Here is a 20,344-nt window from a genome sequence, read left to right as displayed (position 1 = left end):
GCATGGCTCAATTACTACACACAGCAGTTAGCAAGATTGCAGCAATGGGACGGCCCGTGATGGCCAGCGCCCTGGTCGCTGTACTGGCCGGATGTGCCACGATGCCCGACTGGATGCCTGCAGACGGCCCCAGCCGCCAGCAAGTACAGGAACGACGTGAAGGCCGTATCGAAGGCATCACCCTGGTCAACGTCACTGACGAGTTGACCAAGAAGCTGGCTGCTAAAAAGCGCATGGGTGACTTCGCCGCTCAGTTTCCTAGCGTGGGCTCGAACAACTATCTGATTGGCCCTGGAGATGTGCTGGAAGTGTCGGTTTGGGAAGCACCGCCTGCCATGCTGTTTGGCAGCATTTCCTTGGACCCCAAAGCGACGGCAGCGACGACTAATGCCGTTGCCTTCCCGTCACAAATGGTGACGTCAGACGGCATGATCAGCATGCCATTTGCAGGCCGCATTGCCGTTCAGGGCCGTAACACCCAACAGATTGAAGAAAGCATTGCCAAGCGTTTGCAAGGCAAGGCCAACAACCCCCAAGTATTGGTGCGTGTTACCCAGAACAACTCTTCTAACGTGACTGTGGTGGGTGAAGTCAATCAAAGCACCTTGATGCCGCTGACGCCGAAAGGCGAACGCCTGCTGGATGCCTTGGCCGCAGGTGGTGGCGTAAAGCAAGCAGTCAACCGTATCGCCATTCAGCTCTCGCGTGAGATGAACACATCAACTATGGCGTTGGATACGATCATCCGTAATCCGAACCAGAACATCATGCTGAAACCGGGCGATGTGATTACGGCGCTGTATCAGAACCAAAGCTTCTCCATTTTGGGTGCGACCGGCAAGAACGAAGAGATTCCGTTTGAAGCCAAAGGCATCTCCTTGGTCCAGGCCCTGGCCCGCTCCGGAGGCTTGGATACGTCACGTGCTGATGCTCGTGGTGTTTTCGTCTTCCGCTTTGAAGATGCTGCGCTAGTGGACGGTGTCCCTGAGTCGACTCTGCTGGATAAGAAAGGAGTTGTCCCGGTGGTGTACGAGATTGACCTGCGTGACCCGGCTTCTTTCTTCGTTACCCAGAACTTCCCGGTGCAGGATAAGGATGTGATTTATGTCTCCAACTCGCCAGCGGCTGAGTTCCAGAAGTTTCTGCGTCTAGTGGTGTCGGTGGCTGTGCCCAGTACGACTTTGAACAACATGATGAAGTGATTGGGTTCATGGTTAAGAACAATACCCCCAACAGAGGCCGGAATGAATAATCAGGTGCGTAGCCCCATGGCCGTCACCTGGTCGGTCTGGCGGGCGTTACTTTTGCGGGAGTCGTTGGATCGTCTGTTTGATATGCGGGCCGCCTGGTTCTGGTTGTTGATGGAGCCGGTGCTGCACATCAGTTTTATCACCTTTGTGTTTACCGTTATCAGAATGCGAACGGTGGGCGGCATCGACGTCATGATTTGGATTGTGGTGGGAATGTTGGGCTTTTTTACATTCCGACGGACGGCAGCACAAGTAATGTATGCGGCCGATAGCAACAAACCGTTATTTGCTTACAGACAAGTGAAGCCTTTTGACACTTCACTTGCTCGTGGAGTCCTGGAAGCATTTTTGATGGTGTTGGTGTCGATCTTGATTTTGAGTGCTGTCGCGTTATTAGGGCATAACGTCCTGCCAGACGACCCATTACAAGTTTTTGTGAGTTTCTTAGGTCTGTGGTTGTTTGGTGCTGGCTATGGACTTGTGGCGTCAGTGTTAATGGCGCTGGTCCGGGAGACGGAGCATATTTTGAAAATTTTGATGATGCCTTTGTATTTGATTTCGGGTGTCATTATGCCGCTTTCAGCAGTTCCCCCTCCGTATCGTGACTGGTTGCTACTTAACCCTATTGCTCACGGGTTGGAACTAGTGCGGCACGGGTTCTCTGGTTATTACCACATGGTGCCGGGAATTAGCTTGGGATATTTATATGCTTGGGGCGTAGTGAGCTTATTTCTTGGATTGCTGTTGTACCGCCGATTTTCCTTGCAGTTGGTGATGAAATGATCATTGTCAACGATGTTTATAAACGCTACAAAACTGCCCATGGTGTTGGGAGATGGGTGCTGGAGGGTGTGAATTTAACGATTCCTCCTAAGGTGAATGTGGGGCTTATTGGTTCAAATGGAGCAGGCAAATCTACCTTGCTACGTTTGATCGGTGGGGTTGATCATCCAAATAAAGGCTCTGTGCAGCGCTTGTGTCGTGTGTCTTGGCCCATGGGTAATGGTGGTTTGGAAGGCACTTTAAGCGGGCGTCAAAATGCCAAATTTGTTTGTCGCGTCCATGGGCACCAGGAGGATTTGGTAGACCGCCTTGCCTTTATTAAAGACTTCTCGGAGCTTGGTCGGGCGTTTGAGGAGCCTGTCTACACCTACTCCTCGGGTATGCGTTCAAGACTTCAGTTTGCCTTGTCTTTTGCTTTTAATTTTGATGTCTATATCTCCGATGAGGTCACAGCGGCTGGGGATGCTGCTTTCCGTAAAAAGGCGGCAGATGCTTTTAAAACCATGACCAATCGTGCCGGCCTAATTATGGTGGCTCACGATAACAAAACCTTAAGACAATTTTGCCAGGCAGGCGTCTGGCTGCATCAAGGTAAAGCGCACTGGTTTGACCAGATAGACGATGCGCTTGATGCCTACAAGGACTCACTTCCCAAATGACAGAAACACCTAGTGTAGCCACGCAGGCCAGTGCGGAATTTTCCCAGGCTAAATCAAAAAAAGTTACGTTCCTTATGCGTATCAAGGCTTGTTTTTCTCTACGCCTGTTTGATCATGCTGTGCGACTTATCCTGATTTTGGCCGTTTTGACTACGGCTTATTGGCTGTTCTTCGCGTCGGATCGTTATGTCTCTGAGGCGAATGTCATCATTCGTAAAACAGACTCTGTTGGTGCTCCATCTTTCGACTTGGGTATGTTGGTATCTGGAGTAGCGACTGCCGATCGAGCTAACCAGCTATTGCTACGTGATTATTTGTTGTCTGTCGATATGCTGAAGAAGCTTGACCAGTCGTTGGACCTGCGGGCGCACTACAGCTCGTCTGAGCATGACTGGGTTTCACGGATGTGGTTCCAAGATTCTTCCATGGAGTGGTTCCATCGATATTACTTATCACGAGTCAAAGTTGAGTTTGACGAATTTTCTGGTGTTCTACGAATGCAAGTGCAGGCTTATGAACCGGAAATGGCACAGGCTATTACTCAGCAGTTGGTCCAAGAGGGTGAACGTTATATGAATGTGCTGGGCCACGAAATGGCTCAGGTGCAAGTTAACTTTTTGGTGACGCAGGTTGACCAGGCTCAGGAGCGTTTCCAGAAAGCCAGTCAGGACTTGTTGGGCTATCAGAATAAGGCGGGTTTACTGTCGCCTCAGGCAACAGCGGAAAGCATTAATGCCATTGTTGCCACGTTGGAAGGGCAACGAGCCCAGTTGCAGACTCAGCTAGCGTCTTTACCCAAGTCATTGGATCGTGATCATCCAAATATCCTGATGCTCAAGCAGTCCTTGAGAGCGGTGGATGCTCAGATTAAAGAAGAAAAACTCAAACTTGCTACACCATCGGGTGGCACCTTAAATACATATGTTGAAGAGTTCAATCGTCTGCAGATGAATGTGCAGTTCACCCAAGAGCTTTACAAGTCCTCTTTAAGCGCTCTGGAGAAAGGGCGTATCGATGCAACTCGTATGTTGGAGAAAGTGTCAGTGTTGCAATCAGCGACCTTGCCTGAGTACCCGATGGAGCCGCGTCGTCTCTATAACACCTTGGTGACCTTGCTGTTGGCGCTGATCCTGGCTGGGATATTGAAGCTGCTCAAGAGCATTGTGCTTGACCATGTGGACTAACAAGAAAGATAGGAAATCCATTTAATGTCTATGTCACCTGTTGTGCCGTCTGAGTTAGGCCAGGAGTGCTCCGAGTCCAAGCATATGCAGCAGATCGAGAAGGAAAACTGCTTGTTGTTAGACCAGTTGCAGGTCGTGCAGGAAGAATTGGGCCGTTTGTACGATAGCCCCCAAGATGTTGGGAGTGGTTTGACGCCGACGGTCATTAATGTGGCACCTGTAGATATGCGACTTATAGAGTCTCAGGCGGAAACTGCCCGGTTGGAGTTCCTGCTCAAGGTGCAAACTCAACTGCATGATTTAAAGACGCAACATGTTTTAGCCGCTCAGCTAGGCGATATTTTGATTGAGGGTGTGCAGTCCACAGGCTCGTTGATTTCGGTGCCTGGGCGTTTGCGTCAGGCTTGGCGTCAAAGTCGTCGTACGCAGCCTCCTGCTGTATTGGGTGGGAAGTCCTTTGACAAAATCATTCAGGCTTATCAGCAAGGAGGGGACCAACAGGTCGAGTCCTTGTTGAGTCAGGCTTCTGTGTCAAAAAGCGTGCAAGCCAGTGCTTGGACAGCCGTAGCCCGGACCTATATGACGACAGAGCCCGCACTGGTTGCAACGATGGCGCGCCGCGCGTTTGCTTTGGAGCCACGTGGGTTTCGGCAAAAGTGGTTGGCGTTTCGCTTGCATGAGTCGGGTGATCTGCTGGAGGCAGAAGCGCTCTTGACGCTCTTGCCGGAAGATGTGCCTTTTACTGATTCTGAGGCGCGTCAACGCGACCGTTTGCTGAAGCAGGCGGAAGAATTTCGTTTGGATAACGCTCGCTCTTTGTCTGGCGTTGATGCGCAATATGAGGATGTGCGGCGTCAATGGGATGAGTTGGCTCAGTCGCGCAACACGATTGCCAGTACGCTGGAGCAGCAAGGTAGACAGCTATCGGGTGCGCGAGATGAGGCGCGGCGTTTGAAGCAAGCAGAGCAAGAGCAACGTGTAGTAGCTGAATCGCTGCGGGCACAGATCCAGCAGTTAGAGGAAGTACACCAGGAAAGGCTTCAAGAGCGAAAACTGCAAGGGGATCAACAGCGACAACTTGTACTTCAGGAGCAGAGCAATACGGAGACTGCGCTTAAGCAAGTAGCGGATTTGAAACGTGAGCTCGAGCAAGAAGGGTTGTTGAAGTCACAGGTGCAGCGTGAGTGCTTGGGCTTGCAAGCTGATCTGAAGCGGCTTGAGCAAACCTTGGCTGAAAAGGAAGTCCAGGCGGGGCAATGGTTTGAGCAATGCGTCACTGTACAGGGCGGCTTAGCGGATATGGCCCAGCAGTATGAGGGCCTGAAAGCAGAGTTGCAGACGCATCATCAGGACAAAGAGGCAGCTTTGTCACAACTTCAAGCCTTGATTATTGCTCATGATGAATTGCTTGTAATAGCAGAGCAACGCTTGGAGGAGGTCGGGTCCTTATTGGTTCAGTTAGAAGAATCAGTGGTTGAGTCTGAGGAGCTCCGGGGGCAATTGCGGGATACGCAGGCAGAGAAAGACGCTTTACTGTCGCAAGTACAAGAGTTGATAGGTGCTCGTGATGAGCTGGCTGAACTTGCTGCCCAGCGGTTGGATGAAGTGCACTCGTTGCAATCTCAAGTTCAGGCAATAACGCAGGAACTGGATGAGGCAAGGCAGCAAGTTAATGTGGAGCGAACAGGCTACAAGTCTTTGCAGGCTGAGCTGAGTCAAGCTTTTCAAGTGCGTGATGAACACATTGCTTTGGCTGCACAGCGACAGGGAGAGCTGTTGCAGCAAGCTAAAGAGCAACTGAACTTGGAAAAGGGTAAAGCCGCACTGGAGGCTCGGCAGTTGGAGTTACAGCAAGCATTGTCGGCACAGACTGCACGTGAGACGGACTTGCTTGAGCGCCTGAATGTTCAGGTGCAGTCGTTGGTAACGCGTGAGATGGCCGTGCCAGCCGCCTATGAGGAGTTGTTTAAAAAACAATCTGACGATTTGGTACGAGTCCGTCGTCATCTTGAAACAGCGCTTAAGAATAATAGTGCCAATGCTGTACGTCAGTTGCAGTCCTTTGTTGGGATGCAAGAGTATTTTGCCACTGGAGTGCTACCCGCGTTCAACAGCGAGGCTCACAGTTGGCCTGTATCCGCGGACTTTGCATTATGTTTGATGCGGCAACTAGTGCTGAAACCCTATGACCTTGTGATTGAGTTTGGGTCAGGGATGTCCACCGTTATTGTGGCCAAGTCTTTGGCCTTGATGGCTGAACGTAACGGCACTCGTCAGACTCAGTTCGTTTCCTTCGAGCATCTGGATTCGTATTATCAGCAGACATTGGCTTATATCCAGCAAGCAGGGCTGGAGAAGGCTGTCCAGTTGACACTGGCGCCAATTGAGGATTGGCAGGCGGCGGATGGTCAAGTCTATCCGTATTACAGCTGCCAAAGCACCTTGGCCAAACTTGCCAAGCAAAGACAAGCTTCTCGAAAACGCATTTTGGTGATTGTGGATGGCCCTCCGGCTGCTACGGGTCCCCAAGCTCGATATCCCGCAGGTCCTTTGTTAGTGGAGCATTTCCCTAACGCACACATTGATTTTTTGATGGATGACTATATCCGCGAAGATGAAAAACAAGTGGTGCAACATTGGTTGGCAGATATGGAAGCCCTGGGAATGACTGGGACATCCACTGAATACAAGCTTGAAAAAGACGCCTGTTTATTAACTGTTTACCCTAAAGACTCAAAGTAAGTTTATGAAAATCTTAACTGTATTTGGCACTCGACCGGAGGCCATCAAAATGGCTCCGGTGGTTAAGGCACTGGCTGCCGACTCTGCGTTTGATGCGCGTGTTTGTGTAACAGGTCAGCACCGCCAGATGCTGGATCAGGTTCTGGATATTTTTTCCATCAAACCTGATTTTGACTTGAACCTGATGAAGCCAGGTCAAGATCTGTACGACATTACCAGTAACGTGCTGTTGGGTATGCGAGATGTGTACAAGCAATGGCAACCTGACATGATTCTGGTGCACGGCGATACCACCACCACCATGGCCGCAGCTTTGTCGGCCTACTACGCCAAGATCAAGGTTGGTCACGTAGAGGCTGGCCTGCGTACTCACAATAAGTACTCGCCTTGGCCAGAAGAAATGAACCGTCGCCAAGCAGGCGTACTGGCTGATGTGCACTTTGCTCCAACCGAGCAATCACAATCGCATTTGTTGCGTGAAGGAGTGGATCCCAAGACGGTACACATCACGGGTAATACCGTAATTGATGCGCTGCTGGATGTAGCCGCACGCGTACGTCAGGACTCGGAACTGCGTAGCCGTTTTGAGGCTCAGTTCTCTTTTATCAATCCAGCCAAACGCTTGGTTCTGGTGACGGGGCATCGTCGCGAGAACTTTGGTTCTGGCTTTGAAAATATCTGCCTGGCTTTGCGCCAGATCGCCTCGCGTGGTGATGTGCAGGTGGTGTATCCAGTGCACTTGAATCCAAATGTTCAGGAACCAGTACGTCGTATCTTATCCGACGTTTCCGACGTTCATTTGATCGAACCACTGGATTATTTGCCCTTTGTTTACCTGATGGATCGTTGTGACCTTTTGGTTACCGACTCCGGGGGCATTCAGGAAGAAGCGCCTTCTTTGGGCAAACCGGTATTGGTGATGCGAGACACGACCGAGCGCCCTGAAGCCGTGGATGCAGGAACTGTGCGTCTGGTGGGAACAGAAACACAAGCCATTGTCAGCGCTGCCACGCAGTTGCTGGATGACGCCGCTGAATATGAGCGTATGGCACGGGCGCACAACCCTTATGGTGACGGCAAGGCCGCTACCCGCATTGGTGAAATTTTAAAAACTTTGAACTATTGATTCGGAAGACCAGCATGTTTGAAACTCTATCCATGATCGGCTTGGGCTATATCGGCCTGCCTACCGCAACATTATTTGCCTCTCGCCGTAAGACGGTGATTGGCGTTGATGTGAACGCTTACGCGGTCGACACGATCAATCAAGGCCGGATTCATATCGTTGAACCTGAACTGGACATGTTGGTGCAGGCTGCCGTGCATGGCGGTTACCTGCGCGCTACGTTGACGCCTGAGCCAGCAGATGCATTTCTGATCGCCGTACCCACTCCTTTCCTGGAAGGTAATAAACCAGATCTGAGCTATATCGCCGACGCTGCAAAAGCGATTGCACCTGTGCTGAAAAAAGGCAATCTGGTCATTCTGGAATCGACTTCTCCGGTAGGCACTACAGAGCAATTGGCTCAATGGTTGGCTGAGGCACGTCCAGACCTGAGCTTTCCGCAGCAGGCAGGTGAGGAGGCTGATATTCAGGTGGCCTACTGCCCAGAGCGCGTTTTGCCAGGTCGTGTCGTGCATGAACTGGTTAGCAATGACCGCGTGATCGGTGGCATGACTCAGAAGGCTACTGAAATGGCTACCGCGCTGTACCGGATTTTTGTGGAAGGCGCCTTGGTCCCGACGAATGCACGTACCGCCGAGATGTGCAAACTGACAGAAAACAGCTTCCGCGACGTCAACATCGCGTTTGCCAACGAGCTGTCCCTGATTTGCGATCGCTTGAATATTAATGTGTGGGAACTGATCAGCCTGGCTAACCGTCACCCACGCGTTAATATTTTGCAGCCCGGTGCCGGGGTGGGTGGTCACTGCATCGCTGTGGACCCATGGTTCATCGTAGACAAGACTCCTGAGGAAGCGCGCATTGTTCGTTTGGCTCGTGAGATCAACGACTACAAACCGGAGTGGGTGGTAGAAAAAGTTAAAGCAGCGATCGCAGGGGTGTTGTCGTTGCGTCCTGACGCCCGCATGGCGGATATCAAAGTGGCATGCCTAGGCCTGGCATTCAAACCTGATATCGATGACTTGCGTGAAAGCCCCGCTGTTGGCGTTGCCAAGAAAATTGCCAGCCTGGGCTGCAAAGTACATGCCGTAGAACCCAACATCGACGACTTGCCTGCCAAGCTGCAAGGCACAGGTATTGAGCTGTCTGCTTTAGGTAGCGCGTTGGCTGATGCTGATGTCGTCTGCGTTCTTGTTAAACATCGTTCATTCATCGAGCAAGTTGCTGAGATTCGTAAGCATGCTCAGTGCATTGATGTTGTGGGTTTGTTTGCGGAATAAGCGCGAGAGAAGCAGAAAAGGCTGATATGTTGCAATCGAAAGTAAGTAGTGCTGCGCGGGCATTTCGCGATGGGGATTATGCTCAGGCGATGGCTCTGTACAAAGAGCTGGGAGAGCAGTTGGGGCACCAGTTTTTTGCTGCGAACTTAGCTTTATGTCAGTCACGCCTAGGCGTGTCTGCAAGCTATGGTGAGTTAGCCCATTTGCCTGCTAAGCAACTGCGTGTGGCGGGGGTGATGGATGAATTTACTTTTCACTCCTACGACCCGGAATGTGAGCTGTTGCAGTTGCATCCTGAGCATTGCATTGAGCAGCTAGAAAGGTTCAAGCCACATATACTTTTTATTGAGTCAGCCTGGCAGGGATTTGAACAGCTCTGGAAACTGAAAATCAGTACAAATGGGCCGGAAATCAATGCTTGTATCGATTGGTGCAAGCGTAATGGCGTACCTACCTTGTTTTGGAATAAAGAGGATCCAGTGCACTTTGGCACATTTATCCCTTTGGCCAAGCAAGTGGATTATGTGTTTACGACTGACATTGATTGTGTGCCCAAGTACAAGGCTCATGTAGGCCACGACCAGGTCTACTTTTTGCCTTTCGCGGCACAGCCTAAAACGCATAATCCAATCGAGATTTTTGATCGTAAGGACGCTTTCAATTTTGCGGGCTCTTACTATCTTCGTTATCCAGAGCGTCAACGAGACTTTGCTGCACTGATTGATGCAGTCAAAGATCTGCGTCCAGTTGAGATCTATGATCGTAATGCGGATAACCCACATCCACATTACACCTTCCCCGATGAGTACAAGCCCATGATTCTGGGCAAACTACCGTTCGCCGAAATTGATAAAGCTTATAAAGGTTATCGCTACGGCATCAATATGAACACCATCAAGCAATCACAGACGATGTTTGCGCGAAGAGTGTTTGAGTTGCTGGCCTCGAATACTGTTGTGGTATCGAATTTTTCGCGCGGAGTCCGATTGCTGTTTGGCGATCTGGTTGCTTCATCAGATCAACCTGAAACATTGACGCGTTGGCTGCAGGACGTCGTCCAAGATGATGTTACTTACCGTAAGACTCGTTTGTTGGGCTTGCGTAAGGTAATGGGGGAGCATACCTATTCGCATCGCTTGGCTTATATACGCGCCAAGCTGACGAATACGGTTTATAAGCCGACGTTACCGCCAGTAGTGTTGGTTGCTGGTGCATCAACGCGGGCAGATGTGTTGAGTTTGGTCGAAAGCTTTCAACGGCAGGCATATCCGTACAAGCAACTTCATATCGTCAGCAGTGTGCCGGATGTTGATACCAGTACATCGGGTATTACAGTACATGCGGATGCTAGTTCTTTGCTTAAGTATTTGGAAACCTTGGGCGCTGAGACGCTGGTGGGTGAATGGATTCTTGGTGATTATTATGGCAAGCATTACCTGACAGACTTGGCTTTGGCTAGTACTTATTGCAATGCCCCCGCATTCGGTAAACACACTCGTTATACGGCCAAAGATGGAGCTCTCACACTGGAGATTCCTGATGGCCAATATCGATATGTCGCTTCAGTCGCTGCACGTAGTGGGATTGCTAGGCTGTCGGTGTTGTCTGAGGGGTGGTTGACAGCCATGCTGGCTGCGCCTGGGAAATTCCGGTTCGATTTGAAGGGCACTTTGGCGATCGATGAGTTTAATTACATAGAGAGTGGGGCTGCTTTATCGATTGCTCTGCATAAGCAGGTCGATGATTTGCCCTTGGCCGATCAGGGTGTGTCATTTGCTGAGAACCTTGCTGTTACATCAGCACGGCTGCCCGCAGCTACTCATATAGCGAGTGGCGATAGTAGCAATCTCCCGCAGATTAGTGCGGCAGAGCTGCGCGGCCTGCTATCAGCTCGTGAGGGAGTAAGCCTTGGTATGCGTGAAGATCGCTTGCGTATCGTTTCGACCTTGAAGCCGGGCCAGTTTGTGTATTTGTATGCCAAGACGGTCAAGAAACGAGAAGAAATGAATTTGCTGTTGAACAGCCAGTTTGAGTTCTGCTGCGAAGGCTCTTTGGCTATCAAGACTGTATTCGAGTTTCAGGATGAAGCTGGCAAAAAAATCTCTCATCAGATGAATCATGGGGGGGACAAACATGCGCTTGCCATTCCGGCTCATTGCACCAAAATTCGTTTCGGGTTGCGTATTGAGGGGAGCGGTGATGTGTTGGTTGAGCGCCTGGTGTTAGGTAGCAATGCCGAGCGGCCAGCCGCCATTATTTGTCGGTCCTCAAGTCTCGTTTTGACCAAACAATATCCAGCCTATGATGATTTGTATAAATACGGTTTCGTGCATAGTCGAATTCGTGCTTATAAGAACGAAGGGCAAATCGTTGATATTTTCCGGATCAGTAAAGATCCGGCAGGCTACCGAGAATTTGAAGGTATCGATGTAGCGAGTGGAGATGCTGATTTGCTCGATGCTACTTTGGCTACTGGGCAGATTCGTCATGTGTTGGTGCACATTCTTGACAGCAATATGTGGCGGGTGTTGCAGAAGTATCTGGATACTGTGCGTGTAACCGTTTGGGCGCATGGGTCGGAGATTCAGGCTTGGCAGCGTAGACAGTTCGAATTTGAAGGACTCCCAGAAGTAGAGGTTGCGCGAAGGAAAAAGCTGGGCGAGCAACGCAATGTATTTTGGCGTGAGGTGCTCAAGGCGCCTCATCCCAACCTGCATATGGTGTTTGTGTCTAAGTATTTTGCAGAGGAAGTATTCTCGGATCTTGGAATAAATTTGCCCAAGAATAAGTACAGCGTTATCCACAACGCCATCGATACCTCATTGTTTTCCTATCAAGTGAAGGATGCCGAGCAGCGCAAGCGAGTGTTATCGATTCGTCCGTATTCTGCACGTGCCTATGCCAATGATCTTAGTGTCAAGGCGGTCCAGTACTTGAGTGAAAAACCTTTTTTTCAAGATATTCAGTTTCACTTTGTGGGTGATGGTGAGTTGTTTGAGGAGACGGTGGCACCGCTACGCAAGTTCTCTAATGTCCGTATTGATCGGAAGTTTGTGACGCAGGCTGAAATTGCACAATTGCACAAGAAAAATGGGGTTTTTCTTGTGCCGACCCGTTGCGATTCGCAAGGGGTGTCGCGGGATGAGGCCATGGCTTCGGGGCTTGTGCCAGTTACGAATCGTGTATCAGCTATTCCAGAGTTCGTCGATGATTCTTGCGGTGTTTTGGCATCAGCAGAGGATGCCGAGCAATTGGCAGACGGCATAGCAGCTCTCTATTCGGACGCTGATGCTTTTCTGCGTTATTCAGCAAAGGCGGCGGAGCGCGTCAGAGCGCAAAGTGATGCTGGCTTGGTGATCAAGCGGGAGATCAGCCTGATCGCTGATCATTAATGCGCGTGCGCGCAAAAACTCAAATCAGGGCAACGGTTTTAAGATGACACACAGCAGTCTTTTCCCCGCCAAAACGGATAATGATGAGTTGTTGGCAGAGAGGCTCGTTGACGAGAACTTTATCGACACAAAAAATTTTGGATCGATATATTGTGGTGCGGATTTGTGGTCCAGCGGCCCGCAGCAGGACCGTTCCTGGCGCTGGACCTTGCATGCGTTTCTTCCATTGGATCCGCTGATCGCGACGGGCCGCTTGGGTATGCTCAACCAGTTGATTGGGGCGTGGAAGATCAGGTTTGAGCATGAGGCTATCGAACATGATTTTCCTTGGCATGATCATGCAACAGCCTTGCGTCTTGATCGCTTATCGAGAATTAAGCTGCAGTTTCCTCAGTGCGACTTTCTTGAGTTGGCTGTACGGCATGCAGATTTGTTGATGCGTGATGATTTTTATTCAAAACATACGAATCACGGATTTGATCAGGCTTTGTCGCTCATTTTAGCTTCCATGGCCTTTCCCAACGCAGAGGCGGCAGGGGCATGGCGTGAGCTCGGGTTAGCTCGTCTTGGTGATGAAATTCATTTTGCTTTCACTGATGAGGGTGTTCATGTAGAGAACAGCCCTTCTTATCACTTTGGCATGATCGCCAATATGTTGCGGGCACGGCGCTTGCTACAAGCATCTGGCCACTTCAGCGCTGATTTTGATGAGCACTTTGATAAGGCTCTCAGGTTTTTGATTTGGGTTACTCGACCCGATCGCTTTCTGGCTTACATGGGCGATAGTGCGAGTTATAGACCGAGCGTTCATCCTGAGTTGGCTGATTTGCCCAGTGCCCCAATGGTGGAGTGGGTTTCAACCGGTGGCCGAGCAGGGGTCGAGCCGACAGGTCGTTTTGCTGTATACGAGGAGTCTGGTTACGCAGCATACCGGTCCTCGTGGCAGTCATGGCCTGGTCATACGCACATTGTCATGAAGAGTGGGTTTCTCAGCCCTTACCATCGACAGGATGATGATTTGAATGTCTTGGTTCATGCTTATGGTGAAGATTGGTTGATCGACTCCGGGCTCTACAACCACAATCGGCTTGATCCTGTAAGAGTCTATATGCGCTCTGCGCGAGCCCATAATGTACCGTTTGTTCTTGGTGCAAAAATCGATCGGGCAAGTGTAGGTCGGGAATTTGCGTCATTGAAGCAAATAGAAGTTGCTGGATTCCCGTATGCAGTCAAGGCCGAGACGAGGATGTACCAATCGGGATTGGTGACACGCAGGCTATTAATTAAAGATCAGGATTGTTTTTCTATTCAGGATGAATTTTCCGGTTATGAGGGTATGCCTCGATATTGGATTTTTCATGTGCCCAAGGATAAGACCCTGGAGTTATGTGATGGGGGGGTGAGTATTACCGGCAAACGGAAAACAATGTTTGTTTTTCCATCAGACTCCAAACTTCCTGTTGCGTTTTACCTGGGTTTTAAACAAAAGTTTCCCAGCGTAATCAGTACTGCTGTGAATAAGATTGACGACTCCAGAGCAGTGGTCTTTGGGCCATTTTCGGGTGATGAAATGCAATTTGAGTTTCGGTTCAAATAAGGCGGAACCTGATTTTACTAGTGATAAAAAAGATGAATCAGAGCATTAAGGTATTGATCCTGGGGAGTTGCGTCAGTCGAGATATTTTTCGATTGATGGAAACTGAAGAATGTAAATTGGCTTCATATTATGGCCGCTCTTCCTTTGCGAGTGCATTTTGTCCGGTGAAAGTTAAAGATACTTGGTCCGGCAATATTTCTTCCAGCTTTCAAGCGCGTATGGTCAGTGCCGATTTGAACAAAAAGTGGCCTGACATCGTGCGCAAGACGGAGTTTGATGTCTTGTTGGTAGATTTTATTGATGAACGATTCCACTTGGGCAGTTTTTCCAGTGGTGCATTATGCACACTCTCGAATGAGTTGCGAAACTCGGGTTTTGACCGAAAGGTGGCTCGTGCTCGTGGTATTCAAACAGGTAGTGATGAGCACTATGAGCTCTGGGAGCGCGGCTGGACATCGTTCATTGATTTGCTCGACAGCTTAGGCAAAAAACAATGTGTCCTGTTGAATGAGGTTAGGTGGGCACAGGCCGCTTCTGACGGAAGTGTTCCGGCTTGGGGGTTTACACCGGAGCAAACTGTTGCTGCCAATCTGTATCTGGAGAAGCTTTATTCGCGAGCGGCTGCTGATCTGGAGAGTTTCCAGGTAATGCGAGCAGATCCGCAGAATTTGGTTAGTAGCTTGAATCATCAATGGGGGCCAGCACCTTTCCATTATGTTGATGCCTACTATGAGAATGCTCTTAACACGATTCTGGAGTTCTCGGATGTCAGTAGGCGCTAAGCCCTTTCTGCTGAATTACAGCAAATTTGGAAATCATAGGGTTTCTTTTCCAATCAAATGGGATGTAGATCCTTTTAGTAATCGAAACTGGCGTCATAATTTTGTCAGCTTGCGATGGTTGAAAAATCATCGGGATGAAGAGTTCCGCGTTGCTGTACTGAAGGATTTTTACGATTTTCATATCGCTAAGCGCAAAAAAAATCCTTATTACTCCGATTTGCGGGGTGACCATACGATGGCCATTCGGGCATCCGAATTGTTATTGCTTGCGGATGGCTTTAAGAAAGCCGGCAATACGCAAGGACTTGCTCTATGTGAGGCCCTCGTTAAAGCAGAGATTCTTAATATGAGTCGGCCGGCAGTGTATCGCTCTGGGCATAACCACGGATTGATGCTGGATATGGCTTTGCTGAAGTGTGGTTTGGCCTTTCCAAGCTTAGCCGCGCGTGTTGACGTGGGTATGGTAGTCAAACGGGCAATGAAGACACTGCAAGCTATGTTTACTGATAGCGGCTACACCAAGGAGCACTCGGCTTCTTATCAGGTGTTTAACGCTGCACTTGCTGTTGAGTGTGTGTTGTTGCTGAAGCGCTCAAGAGTAGGGTCGCGTGCCTTTGAATCCTTTGTGGTTCGGATTGCAGAAGCGACCGAAACATTGGCTCGTTTCTTCGTAAATTCTTCGGGAGAATGTTTTCCGATTGGGGACTCATTCCGGCTGATGCTAGGCCCGCAGTTCGAAAAGGTCATGCAATACATCGGGAAAGAAGACGCTCTGGACTCTGGTTTCTATGGGGTTCCTTGGCAGGTCGAGACCGATGAGAGCTTGCATGTGCGTGACAGCTTTGCTGCTCTTCGCTACTCCTCGCCTTCAGCGGGGAAATGGCAGCTATTTTTTACTTGTGGATGGCATTCCCATAATCACAAGCAGAATGATGAAATGGCTTTTTGCCTGGAGATTGACGGGCGGGTCATTTTTGATGAGGTTGGTTATACCGAGTTTGTCCCTTGGGAGTCGGTACTCGAGCATAAAAAAGAGACATTGCAGTCTAATTTTTCGTTGGCTGGTGTGCCTTGGACTGACACTCAGTCGGCAGACGGGTCCTCGCAAATTCTTAATGTCGAGAACCGCCATGACGCTTTCTCAATTGCTGCTGAACATCAACGGATGCCAGGCTTTATAGCCAGTCGTGCGTTAGTGTTCGATAAGAATAGTCAGTTGCGTATTACTGATCGCTTGAAGGCTGTCACAGGTGAAGAATTTAACCAAGAGCTGGAACATCGGTTTGTGTTATCACCTGATCTGGAGCTGCGACTGCATGAAGACTATGTAAGTATCGGTTGGGATGGGGGACACCAGTTACGAGTCCGTGCGATCGGAAGTGATGGGCGCTGGGTAGTGAGGGATGTGCCATATGTCACTGCAGACAGGACAGTAGTGACTTCAACCAAGATGCTGGTCTTTGTGGCAGTGAGCGATTTTCGCTCAGATGTGGAAACTGAGTTTCTGATCGAGCGACTGGCCTCCTGATTTTTCTGAGTCGGAATAGTGAATATGAGTCAAGGTAAGGTATTTAGTTCGGTACATGATGGCGTCTCGAAATCGGGCGGAGATTTTTTTTATGTGTTGCATCGAGGAGTGCTTTTCCCCTACTGGAGTAGTAAGAAGGGAGCCGAAAGTGATGTGCTGACGGTTTTTTTTCCTGGCAGTACACGAAGAGAAAAGCCGTTGCCAATTTTTATGCGCCAGACTTTTGCTCCAGATATACCAGGGGATGTTCTTTGTGTGGCAGATCCCTCGCTGTTTTACTCTCGAGATATCACGATGGCGTGGTTTGCAGGTGGTCCTAGTTTTCATTATGCGGCCACGGTTGGCGTCATGCTGAATCAGTTTTTGCGGGTTAACAAGCAGTACAGGAAAGTGCTGCTATACGGGACCTCCGCTGGTGGTATACCTGCGTTGCAGGTTGGTCGAGTCATCAAAGATGTGCCTGCTGTTGTGTGTGTGGGCAATGCGCAGCTGAATATCTTCTCTTATTATCGAAATCACAGGGAGAAGTTTTTTCAGGATATGTTTCCTAAAGTGGAAGAGAGTGCCATTGGTCCAAAAATTGCAAATAGACTGAACATGAACGGTTATGCCGCTGAATGCAAAGTGATTTGTATGCAGAACGTGGATGACACGCATCATTATGAACAACACTACCTTCCCTTCAAATTATCTTTTGCGTCACCTGGGCGAGGCACTTTTGTTGAGTATTCAGATCCGGATTTAGGTCACAGTCCATTACCCAAGAGCATCGAGCTGCAATTAATTAATGATCTTTTGACCGGTGGTGCAGATCCTTATCGGGATGTTCCTGGGGCGCAAGTTTCTAAGCTTTAAGGGTAGATCGCCCCTTGGGTTGGTTTTCTCGATTCCAATCAGCTATGGCAGACTTTGCTGGAACAGATGATCCCACTTGATACGCAAATATATGGCTTTTGATACCCGAGCATCAATAGAACTCGCTGTGCGTGCAGGGCGTCTGCTGCGTTGTGGTTTTTTGACTGTCGACTATTACCGTATTCGCAGCAAAATAGCTGTACCTTTGCCTGTTACTGGTTTGCTGGACGCCAATTTTCCAGTGCGTGGATTTGAGGTCACCTATCCCTGGAATATTTGGCTGCTCTGGCGACTTGAGGATCGTTTGCTTGCTTTGGGTGAGTATGTTGAAGCCAGTGGCGATGCGGATGCCAAGCTTGTAGTCGAGCGTGAGTTGTTCGAGTTGACGCAATGGCCGACCTTCCGTTGTGGGGCCCGGATTGACCTGCCTTGCTCACATGCAATGCGCATTTTGTGGACGGCGCTGACACAGTGGCAATGGGTAGTCACGCCTTTGCGCGAATCGCTTGAGCAGGCCCTGAGGCGTATCGTGAATGATGTGCTGCGATTCTCAAATAAGGAGTTTGGGCAGTTCGATTCAGTCCAGCAATTGCTGGGGGACGAGTCTGTGTTTCAGCGTTTACATAACATTCCTGTTATAGGTACCTGCATGTTGGCCTTAGCGGCCCGGGCGGTGGCACATCCGTCTGCAGGCTTACTGGATAGTAGGGTGAATGTACTGGTAACGACCATTCTGGATTTAAGGGCCAATGGAGTGACAGAAGGCGTGTCCTACGATGGGTACGTCCTGGACTTTGTAGCGGATTGGCTGCTTGGTCAACCGTCGTTAGTTCGAGACCGAATTGTTGGGCATGAGTGTTTTGGCGGCTGGTGCCGACAAGCTATTGATCTGGGGGTTCCCGGTGATGTGATGGCGACGGCCCCTCTAGGAGATGTAGAGCCTATCGAGATGCCATTTGTTTGGTCTGCTTTGTCGAAATTGCAGGGATTCTGTGAAGGCGTGAGTAGTGTATTGGCACAGTTGGACGTTTCACGTCTACGTGCAGATGCTCTACGTATCTGGCGCAAGATGGTTGACAGTGATCAGACGACAGGGAGTGTTGCTGGCGGCTGGGTGTACACGCCTCATGCCGTTGCGTTGCGTTCGGGTGCCGTTGATGATCAGTTTGCTGCAGTCATGGGTACAAGTGTGTCGCCGATGGGCCATATCCAGGCCGATAGTGGCAGCATTGTATTGGGCATGCGCAAACGCTGGTGGATTGATGATCCGGGCTATCAGCAGTATGCCAAAACCTCCGAGCGAAACTTCACAGTGGGGCCGACAGCTCATAACACTCCGGTGATCAATGGCTATGGTCAGATTTTTAAGCGGGCTGTGACAGTGCTTCAACCTAGTGTCACTGTAGATGCGAGCGGGACGATGGCGCTGACACTAGATCTGACCGCTTGTTATGAACGGCAGAGCGGTGTGAAGCAGTTACATCGAACAGTCTGGATGCCATCGACTGGCCTGCATGTCGTCGTTTGCGATGTGATTGAAGTCGACTTATCTGCTCAGATTACTTGGCATTGGCATGGTCACCCTGAACTGTATTGGGCCTTGAATAAGACAGGTGTCTCATTGGTGGACAATGATACGGGCGATGTGTTGCATATTATGTCTCCTCAGGTGGCAACGACAGCGTCCAGTATTCAGCGCTTACCAGGCTCTCGGGGGCAGAGGACTCTTGTATCGTCTATGTTTGCGACTGGCAAGCTAGCTGTCTGGTGGGTCTTCTCACGTGCAGAATCGTTGCCGGTGTGTGAGTTGCAGAAAGATGTCTTTATGGTCGACGGTCACCCTATCCATTTAGAAGGTAGGTTGGATGGGTTGGCTGATACGTTATCTCTTTTGCCAACTGAAGCACCTCCGTTACAAGTGACCGCAGTACGCAAGGGTAGAATCGTGACTGCCGTATGTCATGTGAATAAAAATCGTTTCCCGGGAGATGTGGAATTCGCGTTTTATCTCATGTCCGGGGAGTCGAAACTCCAGGTCCTGTGGTACAGCCCTAGCGCTCAAGTAGAGCTGCAAGTACCGGATGGCGTGGATATAAATACGTTGAAGGTGCATGGGTTTGTACGGAATAAATCGGATCACACTCGAAAACTTATGAAAGCTGTACAGGTGCTCTGATGAGGCCAGGTAATCTGGGTGGTTGATTTGGGGACAAGAAATCGTTTCGCTTTACTGACAGTGGATACCGAGGCGCTACAGCGCAGGGCATCGGACAAGCATGTCCAACGCCTGGTCTGGGGCGAACACCCCACCGGAACTGCTGGCATCCGCGAAATGAGCTCTATTGGTGACGAGTTCGGTGCCAAGCATGTCTTCTTTGTAGACTTATGCGCCACGCTTACACAGCAAGCCGAGATGCTGGAAGCTGTTCGCTGGTTGGATCAGCAAGGTCAGGATGTGCAATTACATGCCCATCCTGAAACTTTGCCCAAGTCTTTCTGGGCCAAACATCGTTTGCCTGCCACTCCTGGTTTGATGAACCAATACAAAGACCAAAGCCGCGCCGAATTTGTCTTCCGACACTTCGGCAAGCTGATCTCCGACGTTACAGGCAAACCCATCCTGGCCCATCGCGCAGGCTCGTTCCGCTGGAATGCACTCACAATCCGCGCTTTGCAGGCTGTCGGCATTCCCTTGTCCTTCAACCAGTCCATGCGTGCGGCGTTCTTGAAACGTTGTCCCTTGGGCCAGCCCGACTGCTTGCCTTATGCCTGGTCGAACGGAACGATTGAGGTCCCGGTAACAGAGCGTTTTACGCCCGGTGTGCCCGAGGTCAAACCAGATCGCTGGTCCAGCCTGACGTACCCGGAGTCTTCTTATTTTCAATTTGGTTCGCGGCCTATGACTTTCTGGAAGGACCCATTGTGGTCCTTGCCCAAGGTCTCGGTGGTGTTGATGCATTCCTGGTCCTTGCTGGACCTGGATGAAAACGGTCATTTCCAGTACACCAACGACCGTCTGCTGGAGGGCTACCGCCTTTTCATGCAACGAGTTGTTAAGGACTACGACGTGATCACCACAGCGGATTTTTTAGATCTGCAGGCGCGGGGTAAAATCCGTCTTTCGCGAACAGTTAACTTAGAGCAGGTAGAAACACAGGTATGAGGG

General features: G+C 50.1%; 14 protein-coding genes. All 14 read left to right on the top strand.

All coding sequences use genetic code 11. The annotated features are described in order from the left end of the window. Window positions 1–2: 2 nt before the first annotated feature. The 14 genes from JYG33_RS11905 to JYG33_RS11840 all read left to right on the top strand — a co-directional run bounded on the left by JYG33_RS11905 (window position 3) and on the right by JYG33_RS11840 (window position 20,341). Window positions 3–1,202 (top strand): polysaccharide biosynthesis/export family protein, encoded by a 1,200-nt coding sequence (locus JYG33_RS11905; RefSeq protein WP_243430163.1) that lies wholly within the window; start codon window positions 3–5, stop codon window positions 1,200–1,202. 42 nt (window positions 1,203–1,244) lie between these two features. Further along, window positions 1,245–2,033: an ABC transporter permease gene (locus JYG33_RS11900; RefSeq protein ID WP_207872451.1), complete on the top strand. Its 789-nt coding sequence runs from the start codon at window positions 1,245–1,247 to the stop codon at window positions 2,031–2,033. Next, complete coding sequence (locus JYG33_RS11895) at window positions 2,030–2,692, top strand: ABC transporter ATP-binding protein (RefSeq protein WP_207872450.1); 663 nt, start codon at window positions 2,030–2,032, stop codon at window positions 2,690–2,692. The genes JYG33_RS11900 and JYG33_RS11895 overlap by 4 nt, the downstream gene beginning before the upstream one ends. Beyond that, complete coding sequence (locus JYG33_RS11890; protein WP_207872449.1) at window positions 2,689–3,876, top strand: chain-length determining protein; 1,188 nt, start codon at window positions 2,689–2,691, stop codon at window positions 3,874–3,876. Before JYG33_RS11895 ends, JYG33_RS11890 begins: the two co-directional genes overlap by 4 nt. 84 nt (window positions 3,877–3,960) lie before the next feature. Continuing rightward, the gene (locus JYG33_RS11885; protein WP_207872448.1) at window positions 3,961–6,618 is read left to right on the top strand and encodes a hypothetical protein; all 2,658 of its coding nucleotides are present in this window, start codon (window positions 3,961–3,963) and stop codon (window positions 6,616–6,618) included. A 4-nt stretch (window positions 6,619–6,622) separates the two neighbouring features. Next, entirely contained in the window at window positions 6,623–7,744 is a 1,122-nt protein-coding gene (gene wecB / locus JYG33_RS11880; RefSeq protein WP_207872447.1) for a UDP-N-acetylglucosamine 2-epimerase (non-hydrolyzing), read from the top strand. Window positions 7,745–7,758: 14 nt separating this feature from the next. Then, the gene (wecC, locus tag JYG33_RS11875; protein ID WP_207872446.1) at window positions 7,759–9,024 is read left to right on the top strand and encodes a UDP-N-acetyl-D-mannosamine dehydrogenase; all 1,266 of its coding nucleotides are present in this window, start codon (window positions 7,759–7,761) and stop codon (window positions 9,022–9,024) included. Window positions 9,025–9,050: 26 nt separating this feature from the next. After that, entirely contained in the window at window positions 9,051–12,416 is a 3,366-nt protein-coding gene (locus JYG33_RS11870) for a glycosyltransferase (protein WP_207872445.1), read from the top strand. 43 nt (window positions 12,417–12,459) lie between these two features. Next, window positions 12,460–14,013: a heparinase II/III family protein gene (locus JYG33_RS11865; protein ID WP_207872444.1), complete on the top strand. Its 1,554-nt coding sequence runs from the start codon at window positions 12,460–12,462 to the stop codon at window positions 14,011–14,013. Between the two features lie 32 nt (window positions 14,014–14,045). After that, window positions 14,046–14,795 (top strand): DUF6270 domain-containing protein, encoded by a 750-nt coding sequence (locus JYG33_RS11860; RefSeq protein WP_207872443.1) that lies wholly within the window; start codon window positions 14,046–14,048, stop codon window positions 14,793–14,795. Beyond that, on the top strand, window positions 14,779–16,323 hold the full coding sequence (locus JYG33_RS11855) for a heparinase II/III family protein (protein WP_207872442.1): 1,545 nt from the start codon (window positions 14,779–14,781) through the stop codon (window positions 16,321–16,323). The genes JYG33_RS11860 and JYG33_RS11855 overlap by 17 nt, the downstream gene beginning before the upstream one ends. 24 nt (window positions 16,324–16,347) lie before the next feature. Continuing rightward, entirely contained in the window at window positions 16,348–17,178 is an 831-nt protein-coding gene (locus tag JYG33_RS11850) for a hypothetical protein (RefSeq protein WP_207872441.1), read from the top strand. A gap of 91 nt (window positions 17,179–17,269) precedes the next feature. Next, on the top strand, window positions 17,270–19,354 hold the full coding sequence (locus JYG33_RS11845; RefSeq protein ID WP_207872440.1) for a heparinase II/III family protein: 2,085 nt from the start codon (window positions 17,270–17,272) through the stop codon (window positions 19,352–19,354). Window positions 19,355–19,381: 27 nt separating this feature from the next. Continuing rightward, window positions 19,382–20,341 carry a polysaccharide deacetylase gene (locus JYG33_RS11840; RefSeq protein WP_207872439.1) on the top strand — a complete coding sequence of 320 codons (960 nt, stop codon included), beginning with the start codon at window positions 19,382–19,384 and terminating at the stop codon, window positions 20,339–20,341. Window positions 20,342–20,344 lie beyond the last annotated feature (3 nt).

The organism is Alcaligenes sp. SORT26 (genome assembly GCF_017377875.1).
GTDB classification, from domain to species: domain Bacteria; phylum Pseudomonadota; class Gammaproteobacteria; order Burkholderiales; family Burkholderiaceae_B; genus Alcaligenes; species Alcaligenes parafaecalis.
Note: the sequence above shows the minus strand (reverse complement) of the source record. Positions and strands in the feature narration are given on the sequence as shown.